Origin of the sequence: Novosphingobium sp. AP12, from assembly GCF_000281975.1 — a bacterium.
Taxonomy (GTDB): Bacteria; Pseudomonadota; Alphaproteobacteria; order Sphingomonadales; family Sphingomonadaceae; genus Novosphingobium.
Window position 1 is genome coordinate 1 of record NZ_AKKE01000159.1, and the last position, 23,422, is coordinate 23,422.

Here is a 23,422-nt window from a genome sequence, read left to right on the forward strand (position 1 = left end):
CGCCGCCCCCGCCGCCCCCGCCTCCGCCGCCGCCGCCGGTGGTCTGCAACAAGGGTCCGTACATCGTGTTCTTCGACTGGGATAAGTCGGACATCACGCCGGAAGCCGCCACCATCCTCGACAGCGCCGTCAGTGCCTATGGCAACTGCGACAGCGTTCCGATCATGCTGGCCGGTTACACCGACCGTTCGGGTACGCCCAAGTACAACCAGGGTCTTTCGGAGCGTCGTAACTCGTCGGTCCGTTCGTACCTGACCAGCCACGGCATCCCCGACGGCTCGATCTCGAGCCAGGGCTTCGGCGAAAGCAACCCGCGCGTTCCCACCGCTGACGGTGTGCGCGAGCTGCAGAACCGTCGCGTTGAGATCACTTACGGTCCGGGTTCGGGCATGTAATCGATCCGGCAACGGACAAGATCGGGGGGTCGGAGCAATCCGGCCCCCTTTTCTTTTGCCCACTCTCCCCGCGCCATTTCCCAATAAATGATTTGGACGCGGCAAACGCCCCGGCGCCATCGGCACCAGGGGCTCTGCGAATTCCGGCAGTCAGAAAGACGTCAGGCCGCGTAGGGTGTCGGGTCGACCAAACCTGCGTCGGCAAAGCCCGCCTTGCGCAGGCGGCAGCTATCGCACAACCCGCAGGCACTGCCATCGGGCTGCGGATCGTAACAGGACCAGCTCATCCCGGGATCCAGCGCCAGCCGGTCGGCTTCGCGCGCGATATCGGCCTTGCCCATGAACTGCAACGGAGCATGTATCCGCAGCGCATGACCTTCCGCGCCCGCCTTGGTCGCCAACTCGGCGATGTTCTCGAAGGCCGAGATGAACTCCGGGCGGCAGTCGGGATACCCAGAATAATCCAGCGCGTTTACGCCGATGAAGATATCGCGAGCACCGATCGCCTCTGCCCAGGCCAGTGTGAGCGAGAGGAACACGAGGTTTCGGGCAGGGACGTAAGTGACCGGGATTTCGTCCCCGACGCCTTCCTTGGGCACCGCGATGTCATCGGTGAGCGCCGATCCGCCGAACTGGCGAAGGTCGAGCGGCAGCACGACGTGGCGCTTGGCGCCGATGACGCGGACAATCTCGGCCGCGGCATCGAGTTCGCGGCGATGCCGCTGGTTGTAGTCGATGGTCAGCGCATTAACCTCGAAGCCCCGCTCGCGCGCGATGCCGGCGCAAACCATGGAATCGAGGCCTCCAGACAGCAGCACGACCGCCTGCTGACGTTGAGAAGAATTTGTATCCTGCATAGTTGGCCCGCTACTCCCGCAAAGCGCCGACGGCAACGATCAAACCGCAGCTATCCGCCCGTGCAAGCGCCCGTGCGGCGCCCTTCCGCCGAGTAGGAAAATGGCAGGCCGTTGACGATGCCCTGGCTATCGACCTGGATCAGCCTGTTGGTTTCGCGTCGGATTTGCGTGCGGCCGTAGCCCTGACCCCGACATGTGTACTGCACCGTCACCTGCACGGCGCTGTCCTCGACGACTACCGTGCTGCACGGCAGGCCGGGATGGCGCAGCTGGATCAGGCGCCGCGGGTTGTCGAGGCAGATATTCCGCACCGATCCGTCACCGCCGCGCTCGCGCAGCTCCCAGCCGCCGTGCTCGAGTTCATCGAGCATGCCCAGCTGCGGCTTCTGGCCGTAAGCGGGTATAGCCAATGCGGCAAAAGCCGCCACTGACAGCACTGAAAGAGCGGCTTTCAACGTCATTCCCCCTGGTTCCCGCACCGGACCGGTCCCTACAGTATCGGTAGGGACTCACCGGAATTCAAGCGTCAGGCGGGGATGCGCAGTATCTTCGAGCAGAACGCGCAATCGACCGGGATGGTCCCGTCATCATCTCGCATCTCGGCTTTTTGGTCTTCCGGGAAGCTGGAAAGAATGCCCAGATAGTGCTCCACGCTGCAGCGACACCCGCGTTCGAGCGGGGCCAAAGGCTCCACCCGGACTTCTTCTTCCTCGTGGAACAGGCGCCAGAGCAACTGCTCGAGGTTGAGCACCGGATCGACCAGCTCGGCTTCCTGAACGCTCGCTGCGAGGATCGCGACGTGCTCCCAGTCGGGATGGTCGTCCTGCGCATGCAGGCGCTCCTTGCCTTCCTCGCCATCCGGGAAATGCTGCACAAGCAGCCCCCCTGCCACGCAGCGCGTGCCATTGGAGCGCACCGCGATGCGGATCAGCGTCGGCACCTGCTCGGACTGCGCGAAATAGTTTTCGCACGCATGCGCCAACGACGCGCCTTCCAGCGGCACGACGCCCTGGTAACGCTCTCCCGTCACTGCCAGGTCGAAGGTGATCGCCAGATAGCCGGTACCGAAGATCGTTTCGAGCGAGCAGTCGTCCTCCAGCGCCGCGACCTTTTCTGGATCGTGCCGCAGGTAGCCGCGAACCTCGCCGCCCCGGTAGTCGCACACCAGCAGGTCCACCGCGCCACCCTCGGCCTGCGCCTGGAACGTGATCTGCGCCCCATCCTCCTTGAGCAGCGAGCCCATCAGCGCGGTCAGCACCAGGGCCTCGGCCAGGACGTGCTTGACCGCCCGAGGGTAGTCATGTGCCGACAACACCGTTTCGAGGACAGGCCCAAGCCGGACCATGCGACCGCGAGCATGGCGCGCGGGGACGGTGAAAGCCAGCACGCGGTCGAACCCGGTATCGTCGCGGCGCAGCAGATCGTCGTCGATCATAGCTTGCCCAGCGCCCAGAGAAGCACGGACTTCTGCGCGTGGATGCGGTTCTCCGCCTCGTCCCAGATGACCGACTGCGGGCCGTCCATGACCTCGTCGGTCACTTCCTCGCCGCGATGGGCGGGCAGGCAGTGAAGGAAGATCGCTCCCGGATTCGCCGCCGCCATCAGCGCGCCATCGACCTGGTAGGGCTGCATGGCGGCGACATGTACGTCGCCGCCCGCCTGGCCCATCGAAACCCACGTGTCGGTGACGACCACGTGCGCACCCGCCGCAGCCGCCCGCGCGTCTTGCGTCAGGATCACCTCGCCGCCCGCGGCACGCGCCCTTTCGACGAAACCGGCATCGGGCTCGTAGCCGGCCGGGCCGCCGATGCGCACGGTGAACTTCATCAGCCCTGCCGCTTCGATCAGCGAATTGGCGACGTTGTTGCCATCCCCCAACCACGCCAATTGCAGCCCGGGCAGCGCGAAACCGCGCTCCACGATCGTGAGCAGATCGGCGACGATCTGGCAGGGATGTGACAGATCGGTGAGGCCATTGATCACCGGCACGCCGGCGTAGTGCGCCAGTTCCTCGATCTTGGCGTGGTCGTCGGTGCGGATCATGATCGCGTCGACCATGCGGCTGAGCACGCGCGCGGTGTCGGCGATCGATTCGCCGCGGCCGATCTGGGTGCTGCCCGCCTCCATGATCAGCGCCGAACCGCCGAGCTGGCGCATCGCCATGTCGAACGACACCCGGGTGCGGGTCGAGTTCTTCTCGAAGATCATCGCGAGGACATGCCCGGCAAGCGGCGCGTCCGCATCGACGCGTCCCTTGGGCCAGGCCTTGCGCGCGGCCTTGCGGTCGATCGCATCGTTGATCATCGCAGCGATCGCGTCGCCGCCAGCATCCGTCAGATCGATGAAGTCCCTGGCCATCAGGCGGTCTCCTCCGGCTTGTAGCTCGCCGCCGCCGCGGAGAGCTTCTCCATGAACTCGTCGATGTGGCTGTCGTCGATCACCAGCGGAGGCAGGATGCGCACGACGTTGTCGCCGGCCGAGACCGTCAGGAGTTGATGATTGTCGCGCATGTGGGCGACGAAGGCACGCGGCTCGACCTTCATCTTGAGGCCTATGAACAGCCCGCGCCCACGAACGAGCTCGAACAGATCGGGATAGTTGCCGATGAACTGCTCGAGCCGGGCCTTGATGCGCTCGCCCTTGGCTCGCACTTCGGCGAGAAACGCCTCGTCCGGGATCACGTCCAGCACCGCGCCGATCGCCGCCATCGCGAACGGGTTACCACCGTAAGTCGACCCGTGCGTGCCGGCGGTCATGCCGCGAGCTGCTTTCTCGCTCGCCAGGCAAGCGCCGACGGGGAAGCCGCCGCCGATGGCCTTGGCGGTGGAGAGGATGTCGGGTTCGATCCCGTATTGCTCGTAGGCGTAGAACGTGCCGGCGCGCCCGACGCCGCTCTGGACTTCGTCGAGCACCAGCATCAGGTCATGCTCGTCGCACAGCGCGCGCAGGCCCTGCATGAATTCGTCGGTGGCGATACGGATGCCGCCCTCGCCCTGGATCGGTTCGACCAGGAACCCGGCGGTGTTCGGGCCGATCGCCGCCTTCGCCGCGTTCAGGTCGTTGAACTCGACATACTTGAAGCCGGGGAGCAGTGGCAGGAAGCCCTTGTGCATCTTCTCCTGGCTCGACGCGCTGATGGTGGCCATCGTGCGGCCGTGGAAGGCGTTGTTGAAGGTGATGAGCTCGAACTTGTGATCGTTGCCGGCGGACTGGTGATAGGCGCGCGCGGTCTTGATCGCGCATTCCACAGCCTCGGCACCCGAGTTCGTGAAGAACACGGTGTCCGCGAAAGTGAGATCGACGAGGCGCTGCGCCGCGGCCTCGCCCTGCGGGCTACCGTAGAGGTTGGAGACATGCATCAGCGTCTCGGCTTGCTTCTGGATCGCGCCGATCAGGCCGGGGTGCGAATGGCCGAGTGCGTTGACCGCGATGCCGCTGGCGAAGTCGAGGAAACGGCGGCCGTCGTCGCTGATCAGGTGGCAGTGCTCACCGCGGACGGGGCGAACGTCGCACCGGGGGTAGACGGGCATCAGCGGAGTGATCGACATGTCGGTTATCCTCGATAACAATTTCAGCGTGTGAAGATCGCAAACGACAAATGGCGGCCCTACCGGACCGCCATTTGCGCGCATTTAGATGTTTGCAGTCCTCCGGTCAAACGACCGGGATCAGTGCAGGCAGGGTCAGGCCTGGAGCGCCTTCAGGTTGACCGCCGAGTACTTGCCTCGTCGATCGACCTCGATGTCGAACTCCACCCGGTCGCCTTCGTTCAGGCCTGACAGGCCCGAGCGTTCCACCGCGCTGATGTGCACGAACGCATCCGGCTGGCCGTCATCACGAGTGATGAAGCCGAAGCCCTTCATGGAATTGAAGAACTTCACCGTGCCCGTCGCCTTCTCACCGGTCAGCTCGCGCTGCGGTGCGGCGGGCTCGCGCTTGGCGACAGGAATCACGTCGCCCACGACCGACAGGTCGGTGGCCGAAACCTTACCGCCGCGATCGACAAGCTGGAATTCGAGCTGCTGACCTTCGGCCAGGCCTTCGAGACCCGCGCGTTCCACCGAGCTGATGTGCACGAACACATCATCGCCGCCTTCTTCGCGCTGGATGAAACCGAAGCCCTTGGCTGCGTTGAAGAACTTGACGACACCGCGGCCCTGGCCAACGACCTGGGCAGGCATTCCGCCGCCACCGCCGCCGCGCGGACCGCCGCCGAAGCCGCCGCCACCGCCGCTGCGGAAACCGCCGCCGCCGCCACCGCCGAAGCGATCACCGCCGCCGCTGAAGCCGCCACCACCGCCGCCGCCGCCGAAGCGATCACCGCCTCCGCCACCGCCGCTGAAGCGATCACCGCCACCGCCGCCGCCGAAACGATCCTGTCCGGCAAAGAACGGGTCGAACTCGTCCTCTCCAAACCGATCCCGCTTGTCGCGTCCCCTTCCGCGACGACCTCTGTCAAAACCCATGTCTACGAACGTACCTTCGCTGCGCCCCATAAGCATTCGCCCGGACGCGTGGACGTAGCACGCCGAGCCTCAGGCAAAATGACGGACAATGCCCGACACTCTCCTGCGATCACGTCTCTTACACGAGTCCGTAATCAATAGCGAACGGAAATACGCGTCTCTTTCGGGCCAGTTCGGTGGAATATTCGATTTCAGGCCGCGGTTTTGGCTTGCCTGTTCGGCCTTGAGCGTCTTGATGGCCGCAACGACGGACCGCCGTCGACCAGGAATCGATACCGGAGAATGCAGGCCATGTTCCGCCAGATCACCGACAGCGTCTTCGCCAGCCCGCAGATCGGCATCGATGCCATCGCAGAAGCCAAGGCGCTCGGGATCGTGCGGATCATCAACAACCGCCCCGAAGGCGAGAGCGACGACCAGACGCCCGGCGAAGACATCGAGGCTGCCGCCCGTGAGGCCGGGATCGACTACATCGCCATTCCCGTCACGCACTCCGGTTTCAGCCAGACGCAGGTCGACGCCATGGAGCAGGCGCTTGCCGTCGACGGGCCGGTGCTGGCCTATTGCCGGTCGGGAACGCGCTCGACGCTGCTGTGGGCGCTGGCCCGCGCCAAGGCCGGGGACAGCCCGGCCGTGATCGCCTCGAAGGCAGCCGGGGCAGGCTACGACGTGGCCCCGATCCGCCAGCTCATCGAAATGCTTTCAGCCCGCGGCTGATCGAATCGGCCGCACCGGCCCGACCGATCACAGGGCGTCGTCGCCCTGCTCCCCGGTGCGGATGCGCATGGCCAATTCCAGCGGAAAGACGAAGATCTTGCCGTCGCCGATCTCGTCGTTGTTGGCGTGCTGGCGGATGATCTCGACGACTTTGTCCTCGAGCGAATCGGGCACGGCCACTTCGATGCGGACCTTGGGCAGCATGCTCTTGGCATATTCGGCGCCGCGGTAGATTTCCGTCTGGCCCTTCTGGCGGCCGTAGCCGCTGACTTCCGACACCGTCAGCCCGGACACGCCGGCTGCGCTCAGCGCGTCCTTCACCTCGGTGAACTTGAATGGCTTGATGATGGCCGTGATGTATTTCATGCGCCGTCCCCCGCGTCCCGGAACCTGCCCCGGCAACAGCTTCCCATAGCGCCGCCCATCCCACAAGGTTTTCGCGATTGCCTCCGTGGCGGACACAAAAAAGGGGCCGGAGCGGCTGGCTCCGGCCCTTCATAGTTTGTGTTCGCAGGAGGAACACCGGTTGGCGGCGACGGGTGGGAAAGGAAGAAGTACCCGCCGCCATCAAACTTTGAAGACTTACATGTTGTAGGCGCGCTCGCCGTGGCTGGAGATGTCCAGGCCCTGGTTCTCGTCCTCGAGGCTCGGGCGCAGACCCATGGTCTTGTCGATGACGAAGTAGATCACTGCCGAGAGCACACCGGAGAACACCAGCGTGAAGAGCACCGCCTTGATCTGCGTCACGACCTGGGTCGAGATCGAGTAGGTCGAGGCGTCGAAGGCGGCGGGGAACACGGTGTAGTCGAACACACCCTGGCCGCCCAGCGCCGGCGAAGCGACGATGCCGGTGCCAATGGCGCCGACGATGCCGCCGATGCAGTGCACGCCGAACACGTCGAGGCTGTCGTCGTAGCCGAGCGCACCCTTCACCTTGGCGACGAAGAGGTAGCAGACCGGCGAAACGATGAAGCCGAGGACGATCGAGGTCATCGGCGCGCCGAGGCCTGCTGCCGGGGTGATGGCGACGAGGCCGGCAACGGCACCCGTGACAGCGCCCAGCATCGAGGCCTTGCCATGGTGGATACGCTCCACCAGCGACCACGAAACCGCAGCGGCGCAAGTGGCGAGCATGGTGTTGATGAAGGCGACCGCGGTGACGCCGTTGGCTTCAAGGTTGGAGCCGGCGTTGAAGCCGAACCAGCCCACCCACAGCAGCGAAGCGCCGATCATGGTCATGACGAGCGAGTGCGGGGGCATCGGCTCCTTGGGGTAGCCGTTGCGCTTGCCGACCATGATGCAGCCCACGAGGCCCGCGATACCGGCGTTGATGTGAACGACGGTGCCGCCGGCGAAGTCGAGCGCGCCCCAGCCCCAGAGCAGGCCGGAATCGGTCGGAGCGTCGGCCAGGAAGTCCGGGCCAGCCCAGTACCAGACCATGTGGGCCATCGGGTAGTACACCACGATCGACCAGATCACGACGAACACCATCAGTGCCGAGAACTTGATGCGCTCGGCGAAGGCACCGACGATGAGCGCCGGGGTGATCATCGCGAAGGTCATCTGGAAGACGACGAAGGACAGTTCGGGCAGGTAGACGTTGTTGCTGAACGTCGCGCCAACCGTCGTGCCGTCGACACCGACCAGGAACGCCTTGGAAAGGCCGCCGAAAATCGCAGGGAAGGGCGAGCCGGACGACGTGAAGGCCATCGAGTAGCCGAGGCAGGCCCAGAGAAGGCCGGCCACCGCGACGATCATGAACACCTGCATGCAGACGCTAAGCATGTTCTTTGAGCGCACGAGGCCGCCGTAGAACAGCGCGAGGCCCGGGATCGACATCAGCAGGACGAGCGCCGAGCAGACGAGCATCCAGGCGGTGTCGCCCTTGTTGATCATGGTGGCGGCGGTGGCGGCGTCAGGAGCCTTGATCGGCCCCGCGGCCTGGGCCCAGGCGGCGGTGGACACGGCAAGCGACGCGATCATCGCGCCGGCGCCGGTCAGGAATTTGCGGTTCATCATGGAAATCCCCCTCAAAGCGCGGTGTCGCCGGCTTCGCCGGTGCGGATGCGCACTGCCGAGGCCAGGTCGAGGACGAAGATCTTGCCGTCGCCGATGGCTTCGGTGCTCGCGACCTGCTGGATCGTTTCCACGATCTTGGGCGCGAGATCATCCGGCGCGGCGACCTCGATCTTCACCTTGGGCAGCATGTTCGTCGAATATTCGGCGCCGCGGTAGATTTCCGTCTGGCCCTTCTGCCGACCGAAGCCCTTGACCTCAGACACGGTCATCCCGGCGACGCCGATTGCCCCGAGCGCCTCCCGGACTTCGTCGAGCTTGAAGGGCTTGATGATGGCTATGATGAACTTCATGCCTATCCCCTGTTAGCCACCGGCCCCAGCGCCGGCTGCGGATAGGCTGTGCAAGGGATGTGCCAATTAACCGTATGGCGAGATTTCTCAGGGATTCAACGGAGGGTTAAACCGGACATCGCGGGAAACACTCGCAGTGTCGCCCGATTCATGTGCACATGCCTAATTTTTAGGCAGCCCCAGCGAGGCAAAGACCGGCAGGTGGTCGGAGCCCGTTGCCGATAACGGACTTCGGTGCACATCGGTTCCCAGCACTTCCCACTCGCGCGAAACGACGATGCGGTCGAGCGGCGCCATGGGCCGGCGCGAGGGAAAACTACGCCCGGGCGCGAGCACGCGCCAGTCCTCCCCGAACTCGCGCAGGCAGCCGCCGCGCTGCGCCCATTCGTTGAGGTCGCCCATCATCACGGTGGGCACCCGCGCCTCGCAATCGGCGCAGTGCGACAGCACGCTGCGGACTTGATGCCGCCGCCTCAAACCCGAGAGGTCGAGGTGCATGCCCACCACCCGCAGGCGCCGCCCTTCGATGCTGAGGTCCGCCCGGATGGCGCCGCGCGGCTCGAGCACCGGAAGCGGCACCGGCGCCGCCTCGACCAGATCGATCCCCTTGCGCACCAGGATGGCGTTGCCGTGCCAGCCGAGGCTGTCCGGCTTCATCGACATCGGCACCGGCACGTAGTCGGTCGCAGAATGGATGATGTCGAGCGGCAGCACCGCCATCCGGCGGCCGTAGCGCCGGTCGACTTCCTGCAGCGCCACGACGTCGGCGTCGATCTCCCGGAGCACGGTCAGGATGCGTTCGGGATCGCGCCGACGGTCGAGACCGACGGCCTTGTGGATGTTGTAGCTGGCGAACTTGATCTGCAAGAAGGGCATCCGATGGCGTGACCCTTGTGACAATCCGCCGGAGCCCTGTCAGGTTCCGTAATGGTCCGCGTCGGTGCGTTTAGGTGCGCCCAGGTGCCGTCAATGTCGGCCTAGCGTTCCTTGGTCGAACTGAACGCCAGCTCGGGATTGCGCTCCTGCTGGTAGTTCACGTCCCAGGCCGAACGGGCCATGAATACCGGGTCGCCGTCGCGGTCCTTGGCCAGGTTCATCTTGTTGATCTCGCCGAAATCGCGCAGCGCCTTGTCGTCGCCCTTGATCCAGCGGGCGGTGTCGAACGGAGAGGGCTCGAGCATCGCCTCGACCTTGTACTCCGCCTCCAGCCGCGAGATCAGCACGTCGAGCTGCAGCTGGCCGACCACGCCGACGATCCATTGCGAACCGATCTCCGGGTAGAACACCTGGATCACGCCCTCTTCCGAAAGGTCGTCGAGCGCCTTCCTCAGCTGCTTGGTCTTGGTCGGATCCTTGAGCTGGACGCGGCGCAGGATCTCCGGCGCGAAGTTGGGCAATCCGATGAAGCGCACGTCGTTGCGCTCCGACAGTGTGTCGCCCACGCGCAGGGTGCCATGGTTGGGAATGCCGATGATGTCGCCCGGCTCGGCGCTGTCGGCCAGTTCGCGGTCCTGCGCGAAGAACAGGATCGGCGAATGGATCGCGATCGGCTTGCCCAGCCCCGACGGCGTCAGCTTCATGCCGCGCTTGAAGGTGCCCGAGACCAGCCGCATGAACGCGATGCGGTCGCGGTGCATGGGGTCCATGTTGGCCTGGACCTTGAAGATGAAGCCGGTGACTTCCTTGAAGTCCGGCTCGATCGTGCCCTGGTCCGACGCCTGCGGGCGCGGCGGCGGGGCGAGCTTGGCGATCGCGTCGATCAGCTCGGAGATGCCGAAGTTCTTGAGCGCCGAGCCGAAGTAGACGGGCGTCAGGTTGCCGGCGCGGTAGTGCTCCAGATCGAACTCGGGATAGCCGGCCACCGCCAGCTCCAGTTCCTCGGCCACCGCGTCGGGCAGCGCCGCGCCCTCGTCGACCGTGCCGAGAAACTCCTTCCTCGGGCCCTCGGGACGGCTGATCCGGCCGCTGGCAATGTCGAGGATGCCCTCGAACACGCCGCCCATGCCGACCGGCCAGGACATCGGGCAGACGTCGAGCGCCAGCATGTCGGCCACTTCGTCGAGCAGGTCGAAGCACGCCCGGCCCTCGCGGTCGACCTTGTTGATGAAGGTGATGATGGGCACCGACCGCAGGCGGCAGACCTCGAACAGCTTGCGCGTCTGCGGCTCGATGCCCTTGGCCGCGTCGATCACCATGATCGCCGAATCGACGGCAGTGAGCGTGCGGTAGGTATCCTCCGAGAAGTCCTCGTGGCCCGGCGTGTCGAGCAGGTTGAAGGTGATGCCGTCACGCTCGAAGGTCATCACCGAGCTGGTCACAGAGATGCCGCGCTGCTGCTCGATCTTCATCCAATCCGACCGCGCCCGCCGCGCCGCGCCGCGCGCCTTGACCTGTCCGGCAAGGTGGATCGCGCCGCCCTGCAGCAACAGCTTCTCGGTCAGCGTGGTCTTGCCGGCGTCAGGATGCGAGATGATCGCGAAAGTGCGCCGCGAGGAATGGTGGGAATTGCTCATCGGCGCGCTTTAGTTGCGAGAGGCCTGCGCGGCAACAGGGGAAGAGGGCGGCCCCTATCCCTCCCGAGCGACCTGGAAGCCCGCGAACGACTGGTTCACCGGCATCAGCTCCAGCGTGTTGATGTTCACATGCGCCGGCTGCGAGGCCACCCACAGCACGGTCTCGGCAATATCCTCGCCGGTCAGCGGGTTGACGCCCGCATAGAAGGTGTCCGACGCGGCCTGATCGCCGCCGTTCCGCACGACGGTGAACTCGGTCTCAACCATGCCCGGCTCGATCGAGGTCACGCGCACGCCGGTCCCCGAGAGGTCGGAGCGCAGGCCGAGCGCGAACTGGCGCACGAAGGCCTTGGTGCCGCCGTAGACGTTGCCGCCGGTATACGGGTAAGTCGCCGCCACCGACGACAGCATGACGATCGCCCCCTTGCGTGCGATCAGCCCCGGCAGCAGGTTGTGCGTCAGCGAGGCAAGCGCGACTACGTTGGTGTCGATCATCGTCTTCCAGTCAGCGAGGTCCGCCTTCTGCGCGGGCGCCGCGCCCAGCGCGAGGCCGGCGTTGTTCACGAGGCAGTCGATCGCGGCGAACTCGCCCGGAAGCGCCGCCAGCGCAGCATCGCGGGCCTCGTCGTCGCGCACGTCAAACACGCAAGGCTGGAAGTGGTCCGCGCCCAGCTCATCGACGAGCCCCTGCAGCCGCTCGACGCGGCGGCCGGTCCCGACGACGCGCCAGCCGGCGGCGACGAAGGCCCGGGCGCAGGCTTCGCCGATCCCGGAGGTGGCGCCGGTGACGAGTACGGTCTTCATGCAATTCTCCATCAATCGGCCGAGAGAACGGCCACGTCCATGCGGAAGCTGCGCGACTCGCCCGGCTGCAGGGTGATGACGCCGGGCTTCGCGCGGAAATCGCCGTTGAAGCCGAGCGGGTCGGCGATGCCTTGCCACGGCTCGATGCACAGGTACGCTGCGCCGGGCTTCTGCCAGATGCCCAGCATCGGCGTGTCGGGGAAGGCGATCGCCAGCTGCGTGCCGCCCGGCGCGCCGAATGTGAGCGACCGGCTGGAAAGGCGGTCCCAGATCAGCGCGTCGGCCTCGAACTGCGCGGGGTCGGGGCACAGCAGGTGGCCCTCGACCGGGGTGGCGACGGGCTCGGGCAGGACAAGGCCACTGGCGGGCTCGATGCGGCGAATGGGCTGCGGTTCGCCCTGCTCGAAGGCGATCACGTGGTCGGCCTTGGCCGCGCCGCCGGGCAGCGGCCAGGCGAAGGCGGGGTGGAAGCCGAAGCTGAAGGGCAGCGGTTCGTCGCCGGGGTTGGAGACGCGGGCCTCCATGTGCAGGCTGGCACCCTCGATGCGGAACGCAATGTCGAGTACGAAGGCGAAGGGGTAGACCTCGCGCGTCGCCTCGCCGTCGGTGAGGCGGAAAAGGACGTGGTCCGCTCCGGCCTCGACCACCTCGAACGGAGAGCGCCGGGCGAAGCCGTGCTTCTTCAGCTCGTATTCGCGGCCATCGATGCGGTAGCTGTCGCCGTTCAGGGCACCGACAATCGGGAACAGCAGCGGCGCGTGGCCGGTCCAGAACGCCGGGTCGGCATCGGTCATGTACTCGCGGCCCTGACGGTCGGCGAGCGACCACAGTTCCGCGCCGAGCGGGTTGATCCGGGCGGTGAGATCGCCGGAAGAGATGGTCGTGAAATCCATGTCAGTCACCGGCGATCTCCCGTTTCGTCAGCCCCGCAGCACCGCGCCGAGCTTGGCGGCCGCGGCGGTCACCTTCTCGCTGATCGCCTTGAGGTCCTCGTCCTTGTAGCTCTTTTCGAGCGGCTGGAGCGTGACTTCGAGCGCGAGCGACTTCTGCCCCTCGGGCACGCCCTGCCCCCGGAAATCGTCGAACAGGCGGGTGGCAACGATGTTGGCCTTGTCCGCGCCCTGCACTACCCGCACGAGATCGCCGGCGGGCAGCGCGGCGGGCACGAGGAACGCGAAGTCGCGCGTCACCGCCTGCAGCGGCGGCGGCGCGTAGGAGACGCGGGCGAAGCTGGCAGCGCCCTTGCGGGCCGGAATGGCGTCGAGATGGATCTCCGCCACAGCGACCGCCCCCTCGACGTCGAACTGCTTCGCCAGCCTGGGATGCAGCATCCCGAAGCGCGCGAGCACGGTCTTGGGACCGAGCCGCAGCGTGGCCGACTGGCCCGGATGGAACTGCGGCCCCGCCTCGCCCATGACCTGCAGCTTGTCGACCGGCGCGCCGGCCTCGGCCAGCAGCGCCACGACTTCGGCCTTGGCATCGTAGGCGTCGAAGGCGGCGGCCTTGCCGGTGGCCCAGCCGCGCGGGGTCTTCTCGCCCGCCAGGACAAGGCCAAGCGTCAGGCGCTCGTCGCTCGCCCCGCCGGCGCCGCGCAGGTAGCGGCGGCCCACCTCGAACAGCCGCAGCGACGACGCTCCGCGATCAAGGTTGCGCCTGGCGGCCATCAGCAGGCCCGGCAGCAGCGAGGGGCGCATGGCCTTCATGTCCTCGCTGATCGGATTGGCGAGGACCCACAGGTCCCCCTCCGCAAAAGCCTGCGCCGCGGCCTCGGGCAGGAACGACCAGGTGACGGCTTCCAGCAGCCCGCGCGCGGCGGCGGCGCGGCGCACGCGGCGCTCGAGCGTCTGCGCGGGCGTGGCGGTGGGGCGGGCGACGCCCTCTGCGCGCGGCAGCGGCACGCTCTCGACCTTGTCGAGGCCGTGGATGCGCACGACTTCCTCGACGAGGTCGGGGGCCCCGTCGACGTCCGGGCGCCAGCCGGGGACGGTGACCGCCCAGCTCGGCGCGCCATGCTCTTCGCTCGCGACCACGGAGAAGCCGAGGCTTTCGAGGATGCGCTGCTGTTCGGCCGGGGAGACGGTGACACCGCCCAGCTTCTCGACCAGCGAAGGTGCGAAGTGGACGATCTTCGGCGTCGCCGGCGCCGCGCCGACGCGCGCCACTTCGGATGCCTCGCCGCCACAGAGCGTCTGGATCAGCTTGGTGAGGTGGGCGAGGCCGGTGTCGAGGAAGTTCGGGTCGATCCCGCGCTCGAACCGGCCGCGCGCGTCGGAGGTCAGGTTGAGCTTGCGGCCCGTCCTGGCGATGCGCTCCGGATCGAAATAGGCGATCTCGAGCAGGATGTCGGTGGTGTCGTCCCCGCAGCCCGAGCGCGCGCCGCCCATGATGCCGGCGATGTCGTGGACACCGGACTGGTCGGCGATCACCGTCATTTCGGCGTCGAGCGTGTAGGTTTTCTCGTTCAGCGCGACGACGCTCTCGCCTTCACCTGCGCGGCGCGCGACGATGGCGCCGTTCAGCTTGGCGAGGTCGTAGGCGTGCGCGGGGCGGCCATAGGCGAGCATCACGTAGTTGGTCGCGTCCACCAGCGCCGAGATCGGCCGCTGGCCGGCGGACTTGAGCCGGTCCTGCAGCCACTGCGGCGAGGGGCCGTTCTTCACGCCCCTGATGACGCGGCCGTAGAAGGCCGGGCAGCCCTCGGCGTCCTCGATGCGGATTTCGACCGGGCACGGGAAGGTGCCCTCGATCTCCAGCGCCTCGATCGGCTTCAGGGTGCCAAGGCCCGCCGCCGCGACGTCGCGGGCGATGCCGTAGAGGCCCATGCAATCCGGGCGGTTGGGGGTGATCGCCACGTCGATGACCGGGTCGGCGCCGTGGTACTGCGCGAAGTCCGTGCCGACGGGCGCGTCGTCGGGCAGTTCGATGATGCCATCGTGGTCCTCGCCCAGCTCCAACTCGCGCGTCGAGCACATCATGCCGTTCGATTCGACGCCGCGGATGGCGGACTTCCTGAGCACCATGCCGTTGGCCGGCACCGTCGCGCCGGGCAGGCCCAGCACGCCGATCATGCCGGCGCGCGCGTTGGGCGCGCCGCACACGACCTGCAGCGGGCCGCCTTCGCCGGTATCGACCGAGAGCACCTGCAGCTTGTCGGCGTCAGGGTGGCGCGCGGTGGTGAGCACGCGGGCGACGCGGAAACCGGCGAGCTTCTCGGCCGGATCTTCGACGCCTTCGACTTCGAGTCCGATGGCGTTGAGCTTCGCGGCGATCGCATCGATGCCCGCGTCGGTTTCCAGGTACTGCTTGAGCCAGGAGAGCGAGAACTTCATGTCTTATCCTTTCCGCTCAGACCGGGGTGCCAACGCCGCCCGAAAGGGTCGGCACATCCAGGGCGGAGAATCCGTAGTGGGAGGCCCAGCGCACGTCGCCGTCGAAGAAGGCGCGCAGGTCGTCCATGCCGTATTTCAGCATGGCGAGGCGATCGACGCCGATGCCGAAGGCGAAGCCCTGCCATTCCTCGGGGTCGATGCCGCCCGCCTCGATGACGTGGCGGTTGACCATGCCGCTGCCCAGCACTTCCATCCAGGCATGGCCCGGCGCATCGCCCGACCCGCCGACGACGCGGCGGCCGCCGGCGTTGGCATAGCCGACGTCGACCTCGACCGAAGGCTCGGTGAAGGGGAAGTAGCTGGGGCGCAGGCGCAGGACGATGTCGTCGCGCTCGAAGAAGGCCTTGAGGAAGGCTTCCAGCGTCCACTTGAGGTGGCCCAGATGGATGCCCTTGTCGATGACGAGGCCCTCGATCTGGTGGAACATCGGGGTATGCGTGGCGTCGCTGTCCGAGCGGTAGACGCGGCCCGGCGCGACGATCCGCAGGGGTGCGCCCTGCTTGAGCATCGTGCGGATCTGCACCGGCGAGGTATGCGTGCGCAGCAGCATCTCGCGGCCGTCGTCGTTGCGGTCCGGGAAGTAGAACGTGTCGTGCATCGCCCGGGCCGGATGGCTCTCGGGCATGTTGAGCGCGGTGAAGTTGTGCCAGTCGTCCTCGATCTCGGGCCCGGTGGCGACCGCGAAGCCGAGGTCGGCGAAGATTTCCGCCAGCTCGTCCATGACCTGCGAGATCGGATGCACCGACCCGCGCGGCGCGGTCGGCGCGGGCAGCGAGAGGTCGATCGTCTCGGACGCGAGGCGCGCGTCGAGCACGGCGGTTTCCAGCGCGTCCTTGCGGGCTGCGATGGCTGCCGTCGCGCCTTCGCGCAGGGTCTGGATCTTCGGGCCCTCGACCTGGCGCTGCTCCGGGCTCATGCCGCCCAGCGTCTTGAGCAGGCCCGAGATCGAGCCTTGCTTGCCGAGATACTGGATGCGCAGGGCTTCCAGCGCCTCCAGCGTTTCGGCGCCGTCGATCTGAGCGATCACCTGGTCGATATCAAGCACGATACTTACCCCAAAAAAACTCGTCGTTCCCGCGAAGGCGCGGACCTATCCGAAGCTTCGGCCCCGCGCTCCTTACGGAGAAGAGGCGTAGATCGCAACGCAAGAGGATTTCACGCAGAGACGCAGGGACGCAGAGATGGTCGCTTGGCGCCGCAGGCTTTTTCTCCTCGCCGTTGCGGCACACGCGGCGCCGATACGAAGGCCGCTTCGCCGCAAGCGCAACCCCTCTGCGTCTCTGCGTGACACCAATCCTGTTCTTCTCCGCGCCTCCGCGTGAAACCCTCTTCAATCCGGAAAGCAGACGCGAAAAGGGCGCGGACGGCACCAGCCATCCACGCCCTTTAAATCGCGCTGTGAAGCGAGACCTTCGTGCCCTGGCGGATTACGCCGCCGCGGGCAGTGCTGCCTTCGCCTGCGCGATAACGGTGCTAAACACGCCGCCTTCGTTCATGGCGAGGTCGGCCATGGTCTTGCGATCGAGTTCGATCCCGGCCAGCTTGGTGCCGTGGATGAACTGCGAGTAGGTCAGGCCTTCGGCGCGGACGGCAGCGTTGATGCGCTGGATCCAGAGGGCGCGGAAGGTGCGCTTCTTGATCTTGCGGTCGCGGTACGCGTACTGGCCGGCCTTTTCGACGGCCTGGCGTGCGACGCGGATGGTGTTCTTGCGGCGGCCACGATAGCCCTTGGCCTGTTCGAGGATCCGCTTGTGCTTGGCGCGGGTGGTTACACCCCTCTTGATACGGCTCATTGGTCAGTACTCCTCAGTTGAGCCCGTAGGGCGCCCACTTCTTGATCGTCTTGGCATCGGCGTCAGAGATGACGTCGGTCCGGCGATTCTGGCGGATGTACTTACCGTTGTGGTTCATCAGGCGGTGGCGCTTGCCGGCCACGCCATGCTTGACCTTGCCGGTCGCGGTGAGGCGGAAGCGCTTCTTCACGCCGCTCTTGGTCTTCAGCTTGGGCATTTTCGTCTCCTTGGTCAGGGACACGTCCCGCCGGCCTTGGCAGCCCTTTTCGCCAGGCCGACCCGCGAATCTCCCAAAAGAGACTCATCCGTGTCGATTGAAGTCGCGGCCCTTAGTGCGGGTCGGCGCGAAAGGCAAGCGCTCAACCGGCGTAGATCATGCGCTTGGTCATGCCGCCGTCGACGACGATCTCCTGCCCGGTGACGAAGCCCGCACCCGCCAGCCATTCGACGGCCCGGGCGATGTCGTCCACCATGCCGACGCGGCCGACGGGATGCTGCTCGCGGTCCTCGGCCGAGTATTCGGGCTCGCGGCGCTTGTCGGCGGTCTGCCAGGGGCCGGTCTCGATCCAGCCGGGAAGCACGGCGTTGACGCGGATGTCGGGGCCGAGGCTGACGGCCATGGCATGCGTCAGCGCGCTGATCCCGCCCTTCGCGGCGGCATAGGCGTAAGTGTGCGGTTCCGACTGGTGCGCGCGGGTCGAGGACATGTTGACGACGCAGGCGGGCGCGGCGGCGCGCAGCAGAGGCAACGCCTCGCGGGTGCAGAGGAAGGCGGCGGTCAGGCTGGCGTCGATCACCGACTGCCAGCGCGCCAGCGTCAGGTCCTCGAGCGGGCCGCTGACGGGATCGGCGATGCCGGCATTGTTTACCAGCAGGTCTGCCTTGTCGGTCCACCTGGCGATCTTGCCGAAGGCCGAGCGCACGGCAGCTTCCTTGCCCACGTCGCATTCCAGCGCCAGCAGCCGGTCGGCGGGGAGCAGTGCGGAGAGTTCGTCCAGCGCCGCCGCATTCAGGTCCAGCGCGGCGACTTTCCAGCCCAGCCCGGCGAAATGAAGGACAAGGCCGCGCCCGATGCCGGCGCCGCCTCCGGTGATGATCGCTGTTTTCTCGGTCATGCGCGGGATAACCTCCGAGAGCAGCTCAGGTGCCGGAGAATGGTCTGCGGCGACCGGTGCGGAGCCAGTCGAGGAAATTCCCGCCGCCGATCATCGGGGCTCCAGAGGGCAGCGGGGCCCGCCACAGGTAGAGCTGCGCCGCCCCCCGCCTGCCCGACGCCGTCCGAACCGGAGCCGTGACGCGCCGGTATTCGCGGCCCTCGTACCGGTCGAGCCGGCCCAGTTCGCCGGGCTTCAGGCGCAGTTCGCACAAGGTCCCCCGCAACCGGCAGGCGCCGCGGGCAGGCAACAGCGCCGGGAACCAGCCGCCTTCGCTGCCTATGGCGAAGAGGCGTCCCGGAGCGCTGGCCGGTTCGATGCCGACAAGCCGCGCCGAGATCCAGTCGCCCATCGCAGTCCCGGCCTGCGGTTGCAGCGTGCCGTAGACGAACAGGCGCAAGGTGCGCGCCGTCACGTCAGTGGTGGTGGCAGGCCATCGCCTCGACCATGTCCTCGAGCCGTGCGGGATCGCCGATCGCCAGCACTTCGCCGCCGGTCGAATCGATGTTGAGCGGCTCGCCGTTCCAGTCGCACATGGTGCCGCCCGCGCCTTCGACGATCGGGACCAGCGCCGCCCAGTCGTGGAGCTTGAGCCCGGCCTCGCAGACGAGGTCGATGTGGCCGCTGGCGAGCAGGCCGTAGTTGTAGCAGTCGCCGCCGAACATCAGGCGCTTGTGGTCGGTCTTGGCCGCCAGCGCCATGAAATGGTCGCCCTGGTGGTCGTCGAAGTACTGCGGGCCGGTGGTCGCCATCATCGCGTCGGACAGCTCGCGGCAGGGGCGGGTGCGCACTTCCTGGCCGTTGAAGGTGGTGGGATGGCCGCTGGCGCCGACCCAGCGCTCGCGCAGGATGGGCTGGTCGATGATCCCCAGCACCGGCCAGCCGTCGACCAGCAGCGCGATGAGAGTGCCGAAGATCGGCCGCCCGCCGAGGAACGACACCGTGCCGTCGATCGGGTCGAGCACCCAGGTCCGGTTCGACGAGCCCGCTTCCGTCCCGAATTCCTCGCCGATGATGGCGTCGCGCGGGCATTCCGCCTTGAGGATGCGGCGCATGGCCTCCTCGGCCGCGCGGTCGGCCACGGTGACGGGCGAGGCGTCGTCCTTGCGGTCGCCGGAAAGGCCGGTGCGGAAGTGGGGGCGAATCGCCTCGCCAGCCGCATCGGCGAGCCTCAGGGCGAGAGCGATGTCCTGTTCGATCTTCATCGCACTGCTCTGCCTGCAGGCGGCCGATGCGGTCAAGGTCCGCCGCACATGCCCGCGTTTGTATGATAATTCAAAATCTAACGGGACTTGTGGGTTTTCCTGCATTGCCGCGCCTCTGCTCGCCCAGTATCGAAGGTCCAGGGCATTCGCGGCTGGAGTGGGCATGCAGCGCAAGAACCGCCCTGCGGTCGATCCCAGTATCGCGCCGCAACAGGGTATGACGAAAGACGGGCAACCCCTGTCGTACAACCGGGCGCCGGCCGCTGACCTCGCGCCATGGATCGCCCGGCTTTATGTAACGAAAGTCGACCTTCCCGCAGATTACACGTTGTCATGCGGAGTGTTCAACGACACCGCGTTCGTGCGCATTCAACTCGCCGGCGAATGGCGGGCAGAGACTGCCAACGGCGTCATGACTTCCGAGAAGGAAGCATTCTTCTTCGGCCCGCAGTCCCGCCGCATGCCGATTTCGGTGACGGGCAGCTTCATCAGTGTAGGCATGGCGATCCGCCCCGGCGCCTGCACCGCGTTGCACGGGCCGCGTGTCGGCGATTTCATCGACAGGCTGGTGCCGACCGGCATGGTAGCCAGCCCGTCGGGGCGCATCCTCGAAATGCTCGATCCCGACGCCTCCTCGGAAGAGTGGCTGCAGGCGATCGAAGCGCTCGTCCGCAAGCGGGTCGATCACATGGGCGGGCGGCTGCCCGATCCGATCACCTCGCAGTTCGAGGAAATCACCTTCCGCGATCCCGGCATGTCGGTGAGCGACGCCGCGGCCGAGTGCGGGGTGGATCGCCGCAAGCTGGAGCGCGTGGTCAGCCGCGACTTCGGGATGGCGCCCAAGCAGGTCCTGCGCCGCGCCCGCGCGCTCGACATGGCGAGCCACCTGCGGGGCGTCGCCGACAAGAACGAAGGCGAGGAAATGGCGCTGCGCTATTACGACGAGAGCCACCTCATCCACGAGTTCACCGAATTGTTCGGCATGTCGCCGCGCCAGTTCGTGAAGACGCCGCAGCCGATCCTGACGCTGGCGCTCGAATCGCGCCAGGCCAGGCGGCTGGAAGCGCTGAACCGGCTGGAGCCCGGCCAGACGCGGCCTTGGGAATGACCCGCCGCTAAGGCGAGCCCCCGGGACCTCAGTCGAACAGGCTGGAAACCGAGCTTTCGTCGGCGATGCGGCGGATGGCCTCGCCGATCAGGGGCGCGATGGTCAGGATGCGGATCTTGTCCGAATCCTTGGCGGCGTCGGTCGCCTGGATCGAATCGGTGATCACCAGTTCCTTGAGCGCCGAGTTGGTCACGCGCGACACCGCGGCGCCCGAGAGGACGCCGTGGGTGATGTAGGCAGTGACGCTGGCAGCGCCCTCGTTCATCAGCGCCTGCGCGGCGTTGCACAGGGTGCCGCCCGAATCGATGATGTCGTCGATCAGGATGCAGGCGCGGCCCTTGACGTCGCCGATGATGTTCATGACCTCGGACTGGCCGGGCTTGTCGCGGCGCTTGTCGACGATCGCGAGCGGCGCGTTGTCGAGACGCTTGGCGAGCGCGCGGGCGCGCACCACGCCGCCCACATCAGGCGAGACCACCATCAGCGACTGGTCGCCGTAGCGGGCCTGGATGTCCGCCGCCATCACGGGCGCGGCGAACAGGTTGTCGGTCGGAATGTCGAAGAAGCCCTGGATCTGCCCGGCGTGCAGGTCGACCGAGAGCACGCGGTCTGCGCCGGCCTCGGTGATGAGATTGGCGACCAGCTTGGCCGAGATGGGCGTGCGCGGGCCGGGCTTGCGGTCCTGACGGGCGTAGCCGAAATACGGAACGACGGCGGTGATGCGCTTGGCCGAGGCACGGCGCAGCGCGTCGATGCAGATCAGCAGTTCCATCAGGTTGTCGTTCGCCGGGAAGGCGGTGGGCTGGACGACGAAGACGTCCTCACCGCGCACGTTCTCGTGGATCTCGACGAAGATTTCCTCGTCGGCGAAGCGGCGCACGCTGGCATCGGTGAGCGGCTGCTCGAGATATCCCGCGATGGCGCGGGCGAGCGGCATGTTGCTGTTGCCGGACATGATCTTCATCGCGAATCCCCGTGACGGTTCCTGGGAGGACGGTCGTTGGGGCCCGCCCTGTAGTGATGCGTCATCCGATTGCAATAGAGAGGGTCGGTTTTTTACCCGGCGCCCCCTCAGCAAAAAGGCCGGCCCCGATGATGCGGAGCCGGCCTGTTCGATGATCTCGCTTTGCGATCAATCAGATGCGGTGTTCGCCCTTGATCCAGCGCACGGTGCCCGAGCTGGCGCGCATGACCACGCTCTCGGTGGTCATCTTGCCGCCCTTGCGACGCTTGACGCCTTCCAGCAGCGAGCCGCTGGTCACGCCGGTCGCCGCGAAGATGCAGTCGCCCTTGGCAAGGTCGTGGAGCTTGTAAACCTTGTTGAGGTCTTCGATGCCCCACTTGCGGGCGCGGGCGCGTTCGTCGTCGTTGCGGAACAGCAGGCGGCCGTTGAACTGGCCGCCGACGCAGCGCAGCGCCGCTGCGGCAAGCACGCCCTCGGGAGCGCCGCCCGAACCCATGTACATGTCGATCGTGGTGTCCTCGTCGGTCACCGCGATGACGCCGGCGACGTCGCCGTCACCGATCAGCACGACGCCGCAGCCCAGGCCGCGCAGTTCGGCGATGAGCGCCTCGTGGCGCGGACGGTCGAGCACGCAGACGATGATGTCTTCCGGCTTGACGCCCTTGGCGGCGGCGACCGCCTTGACGTTCTCGGTCGGGGTCTTGTCGAGGTCGATGATGCCTTCGGGATAACCGGGGCCGACCGCGAGTTTGTCCATGTAGACGTCCGGCGCGTTGAGCAGGCCACCCTCTTCCGCGGCCGCGAGAACGGCGAGCGAGTTCGGACCGGCCTTGGCGGTGATCGTCGTGCCCTCGAGCGGGTCGAGCGCGATGTCGATCTTCGGGCCCTTGCCGGGCGCGCCGCCGACCTTCTCGCCGATGAAGAGCATCGGGGCTTCGTCCCGTTCCCCCTCGCCGATCACGACGGTGCCGTCCATGTACAGGGTGTCAAAAGCCTTGCGCATTGCTTCGACAGCTGCATGATCGGCAGCCTTCTCGTCGCCGCGGCCAATGAGGTGGGATGCGGCGATGGCAGCGGCCTCGGTGACTCGGACCATTTCGAGTACTAGGACGCGATCGAGTACTTGACTTGCGGGGGTAATGTTTTCGGGCATATTCACTCCGGATTAATCCAGGGAGGCAAGATCTCTAAACCGCTTAGACAGAGGAATGAGAATTGTCGAGAAGCTGGCACTACCTTTTCGCAATTGCAGCAATCGCCCCCGTCCCGGCGATGTCGCAATCGGCTCACGCGCAATCGTCCTCCCAGTCTGCGGAGGACCGCGCGATCGCAGAAAAGATGATCGGGGCGGGGGGACGGATCACCCCGGACAAGATCCGCAACAGCTGTGCTAACCCCACCCGCCAGGGCGAGATCGTGGTCTGCGCGCCCAACAGGGAAGAACTCCGTGTCCCGTCCACCAGGGACGAGCGGGACCAGACTTTGGATGAAAACGACCTCGCGCCCGCGGATGTGGCGGGCAGAGGCATCTTCCGTGGCAAGACCACTGCCACGTTCGGCTCGGTCGAGCAGCCCTACATCATCGACCTGTCGACCATCCCCATCGCTCCCGCAGGCTCGGACGCCGACAAGATCGCGAAGGGAGAACTGCGCGCGCCTTGAGGGCGTCTCAGGCAGGCAGAATCAGA

At 66.7% G+C, this 23,422-nt stretch carries 26 protein-coding genes; 4 read left to right on the top strand and 22 right to left on the bottom strand.

Annotated features, from left to right (window positions below):
* On the top strand, positions 1 to 395 hold a 395-nt coding region (locus PMI02_RS22900), incomplete at its 5' end, for an OmpA family protein (protein WP_007687482.1).
* A gap of 161 nt (positions 396 to 556) precedes the next feature.
* Here PMI02_RS22900 and queC read toward each other — a convergent pair.
* The 6 genes from queC to PMI02_RS28280 form a co-directional block, all read right to left on the bottom strand.
* The gene (queC, locus tag PMI02_RS22905; RefSeq protein ID WP_036505152.1) at positions 557 to 1,252 is read right to left on the bottom strand and encodes a 7-cyano-7-deazaguanine synthase QueC; all 696 of its coding nucleotides are present in this window, start codon (positions 1,250 to 1,252) and stop codon (positions 557 to 559) included.
* A gap of 50 nt (positions 1,253 to 1,302) precedes the next feature.
* Positions 1,303 to 1,713, bottom strand: a complete 411-nt coding sequence (locus tag PMI02_RS27625; protein ID WP_007687486.1) for a hypothetical protein — start codon at positions 1,711 to 1,713, stop codon at positions 1,303 to 1,305.
* Positions 1,714 to 1,778: 65 nt separating this feature from the next.
* Positions 1,779 to 2,687, bottom strand: coding sequence for an Hsp33 family molecular chaperone HslO (locus PMI02_RS22915; RefSeq protein ID WP_007687488.1), 909 nt, complete (start codon positions 2,685 to 2,687; stop codon positions 1,779 to 1,781).
* Positions 2,684 to 3,610 (bottom strand): ornithine carbamoyltransferase, encoded by a 927-nt coding sequence (gene argF / locus PMI02_RS22920; RefSeq protein WP_007687490.1) that lies wholly within the window; start codon positions 3,608 to 3,610, stop codon positions 2,684 to 2,686. Before argF ends, PMI02_RS22915 begins: the two co-directional genes overlap by 4 nt.
* Positions 3,610 to 4,800, bottom strand: coding sequence for an aspartate aminotransferase family protein (locus tag PMI02_RS22925; RefSeq protein ID WP_007687492.1), 1,191 nt, complete (start codon positions 4,798 to 4,800; stop codon positions 3,610 to 3,612). Before PMI02_RS22925 ends, argF begins: the two co-directional genes overlap by 1 nt.
* 135 nt (positions 4,801 to 4,935) lie before the next feature.
* Positions 4,936 to 5,718, bottom strand: coding sequence for a cold-shock protein (locus PMI02_RS28280; protein WP_036505161.1), 783 nt, complete (start codon positions 5,716 to 5,718; stop codon positions 4,936 to 4,938).
* Between the two features lie 291 nt (positions 5,719 to 6,009).
* Here PMI02_RS28280 and PMI02_RS22935 point away from each other — a divergent pair, with 291 nt between their 5' ends.
* Positions 6,010 to 6,435: a TIGR01244 family sulfur transferase gene (locus PMI02_RS22935; protein WP_007687496.1), complete on the top strand. Its 426-nt coding sequence runs from the start codon at positions 6,010 to 6,012 to the stop codon at positions 6,433 to 6,435.
* A gap of 27 nt (positions 6,436 to 6,462) precedes the next feature.
* On the opposite strand, the gene PMI02_RS22940 is transcribed toward PMI02_RS22935, so the two are convergent.
* The 14 genes from PMI02_RS22940 to hisN form a co-directional block, all read right to left on the bottom strand.
* Positions 6,463 to 6,801, bottom strand: a complete 339-nt coding sequence (locus PMI02_RS22940; RefSeq protein ID WP_007687498.1) for a P-II family nitrogen regulator — start codon at positions 6,799 to 6,801, stop codon at positions 6,463 to 6,465.
* Positions 6,802 to 7,017: 216 nt separating this feature from the next.
* The gene (locus PMI02_RS22945) at positions 7,018 to 8,451 is read right to left on the bottom strand and encodes an ammonium transporter (protein ID WP_036505163.1); all 1,434 of its coding nucleotides are present in this window, start codon (positions 8,449 to 8,451) and stop codon (positions 7,018 to 7,020) included.
* Between the two features lie 14 nt (positions 8,452 to 8,465).
* The gene (locus PMI02_RS22950) at positions 8,466 to 8,804 is read right to left on the bottom strand and encodes a P-II family nitrogen regulator (RefSeq protein WP_007687500.1); all 339 of its coding nucleotides are present in this window, start codon (positions 8,802 to 8,804) and stop codon (positions 8,466 to 8,468) included.
* Between the two features lie 162 nt (positions 8,805 to 8,966).
* Positions 8,967 to 9,671 (bottom strand): endonuclease/exonuclease/phosphatase family protein, encoded by a 705-nt coding sequence (locus tag PMI02_RS22955; RefSeq protein WP_036505165.1) that lies wholly within the window; start codon positions 9,669 to 9,671, stop codon positions 8,967 to 8,969.
* Positions 9,672 to 9,781: 110 nt separating this feature from the next.
* Entirely contained in the window at positions 9,782 to 11,317 is a 1,536-nt protein-coding gene (locus PMI02_RS22960; RefSeq protein ID WP_007687503.1) for a peptide chain release factor 3, read from the bottom strand.
* Positions 11,318 to 11,371: 54 nt separating this feature from the next.
* Positions 11,372 to 12,121, bottom strand: a complete 750-nt coding sequence (locus tag PMI02_RS22965) for an SDR family NAD(P)-dependent oxidoreductase (protein ID WP_007687505.1) — start codon at positions 12,119 to 12,121, stop codon at positions 11,372 to 11,374.
* Positions 12,122 to 12,132: 11 nt separating this feature from the next.
* Entirely contained in the window at positions 12,133 to 13,014 is an 882-nt protein-coding gene (locus tag PMI02_RS22970; RefSeq protein WP_081496769.1) for an aldose 1-epimerase family protein, read from the bottom strand.
* Between the two features lie 27 nt (positions 13,015 to 13,041).
* Positions 13,042 to 15,450 carry a phenylalanine--tRNA ligase subunit beta gene (gene pheT, locus PMI02_RS22975; protein WP_007687509.1) on the bottom strand — a complete coding sequence of 803 codons (2,409 nt, stop codon included), beginning with the start codon at positions 15,448 to 15,450 and terminating at the stop codon, positions 13,042 to 13,044.
* 16 nt (positions 15,451 to 15,466) lie between these two features.
* Positions 15,467 to 16,555: a phenylalanine--tRNA ligase subunit alpha gene (pheS, locus tag PMI02_RS22980; protein ID WP_007687518.1), complete on the bottom strand. Its 1,089-nt coding sequence runs from the start codon at positions 16,553 to 16,555 to the stop codon at positions 15,467 to 15,469.
* Between the two features lie 382 nt (positions 16,556 to 16,937).
* Entirely contained in the window at positions 16,938 to 17,303 is a 366-nt protein-coding gene (gene rplT / locus PMI02_RS22985; protein WP_007687519.1) for a 50S ribosomal protein L20, read from the bottom strand.
* Positions 17,304 to 17,316: 13 nt separating this feature from the next.
* Entirely contained in the window at positions 17,317 to 17,520 is a 204-nt protein-coding gene (gene rpmI, locus PMI02_RS22990; RefSeq protein WP_007687520.1) for a 50S ribosomal protein L35, read from the bottom strand.
* Positions 17,521 to 17,662: 142 nt separating this feature from the next.
* On the bottom strand, positions 17,663 to 18,418 hold the full coding sequence (locus PMI02_RS22995; RefSeq protein WP_007687521.1) for an SDR family NAD(P)-dependent oxidoreductase: 756 nt from the start codon (positions 18,416 to 18,418) through the stop codon (positions 17,663 to 17,665).
* A gap of 25 nt (positions 18,419 to 18,443) precedes the next feature.
* Positions 18,444 to 18,872 (bottom strand): gamma-glutamylcyclotransferase family protein, encoded by a 429-nt coding sequence (locus PMI02_RS23000; protein ID WP_007687522.1) that lies wholly within the window; start codon positions 18,870 to 18,872, stop codon positions 18,444 to 18,446.
* A gap of 1 nt (position 18,873) precedes the next feature.
* Complete coding sequence (hisN, locus tag PMI02_RS23005; protein WP_036505156.1) at positions 18,874 to 19,662, bottom strand: histidinol-phosphatase; 789 nt, start codon at positions 19,660 to 19,662, stop codon at positions 18,874 to 18,876.
* 163 nt (positions 19,663 to 19,825) lie between these two features.
* On the opposite strand from hisN, the gene PMI02_RS23010 reads away from it, so the two are divergent.
* Entirely contained in the window at positions 19,826 to 20,770 is a 945-nt protein-coding gene (locus PMI02_RS23010) for a helix-turn-helix domain-containing protein (RefSeq protein WP_007687526.1), read from the top strand.
* A 28-nt stretch (positions 20,771 to 20,798) separates the two neighbouring features.
* Here PMI02_RS23010 and PMI02_RS23015 read toward each other — a convergent pair whose 3' ends face one another.
* Both PMI02_RS23015 and glpX read right to left on the bottom strand, forming a co-directional pair.
* Positions 20,799 to 21,734: a ribose-phosphate pyrophosphokinase gene (locus PMI02_RS23015; RefSeq protein ID WP_007687528.1), complete on the bottom strand. Its 936-nt coding sequence runs from the start codon at positions 21,732 to 21,734 to the stop codon at positions 20,799 to 20,801.
* A 172-nt stretch (positions 21,735 to 21,906) separates the two neighbouring features.
* Positions 21,907 to 22,887, bottom strand: a complete 981-nt coding sequence (glpX, locus tag PMI02_RS23020) for a class II fructose-bisphosphatase (RefSeq protein ID WP_007687530.1) — start codon at positions 22,885 to 22,887, stop codon at positions 21,907 to 21,909.
* A 119-nt stretch (positions 22,888 to 23,006) separates the two neighbouring features.
* Between glpX and PMI02_RS23025 the strand changes: the two genes are divergently transcribed.
* Positions 23,007 to 23,396, top strand: coding sequence for a hypothetical protein (locus PMI02_RS23025; RefSeq protein WP_238539146.1), 390 nt, complete (start codon positions 23,007 to 23,009; stop codon positions 23,394 to 23,396).
* Positions 23,397 to 23,422 lie beyond the last annotated feature (26 nt).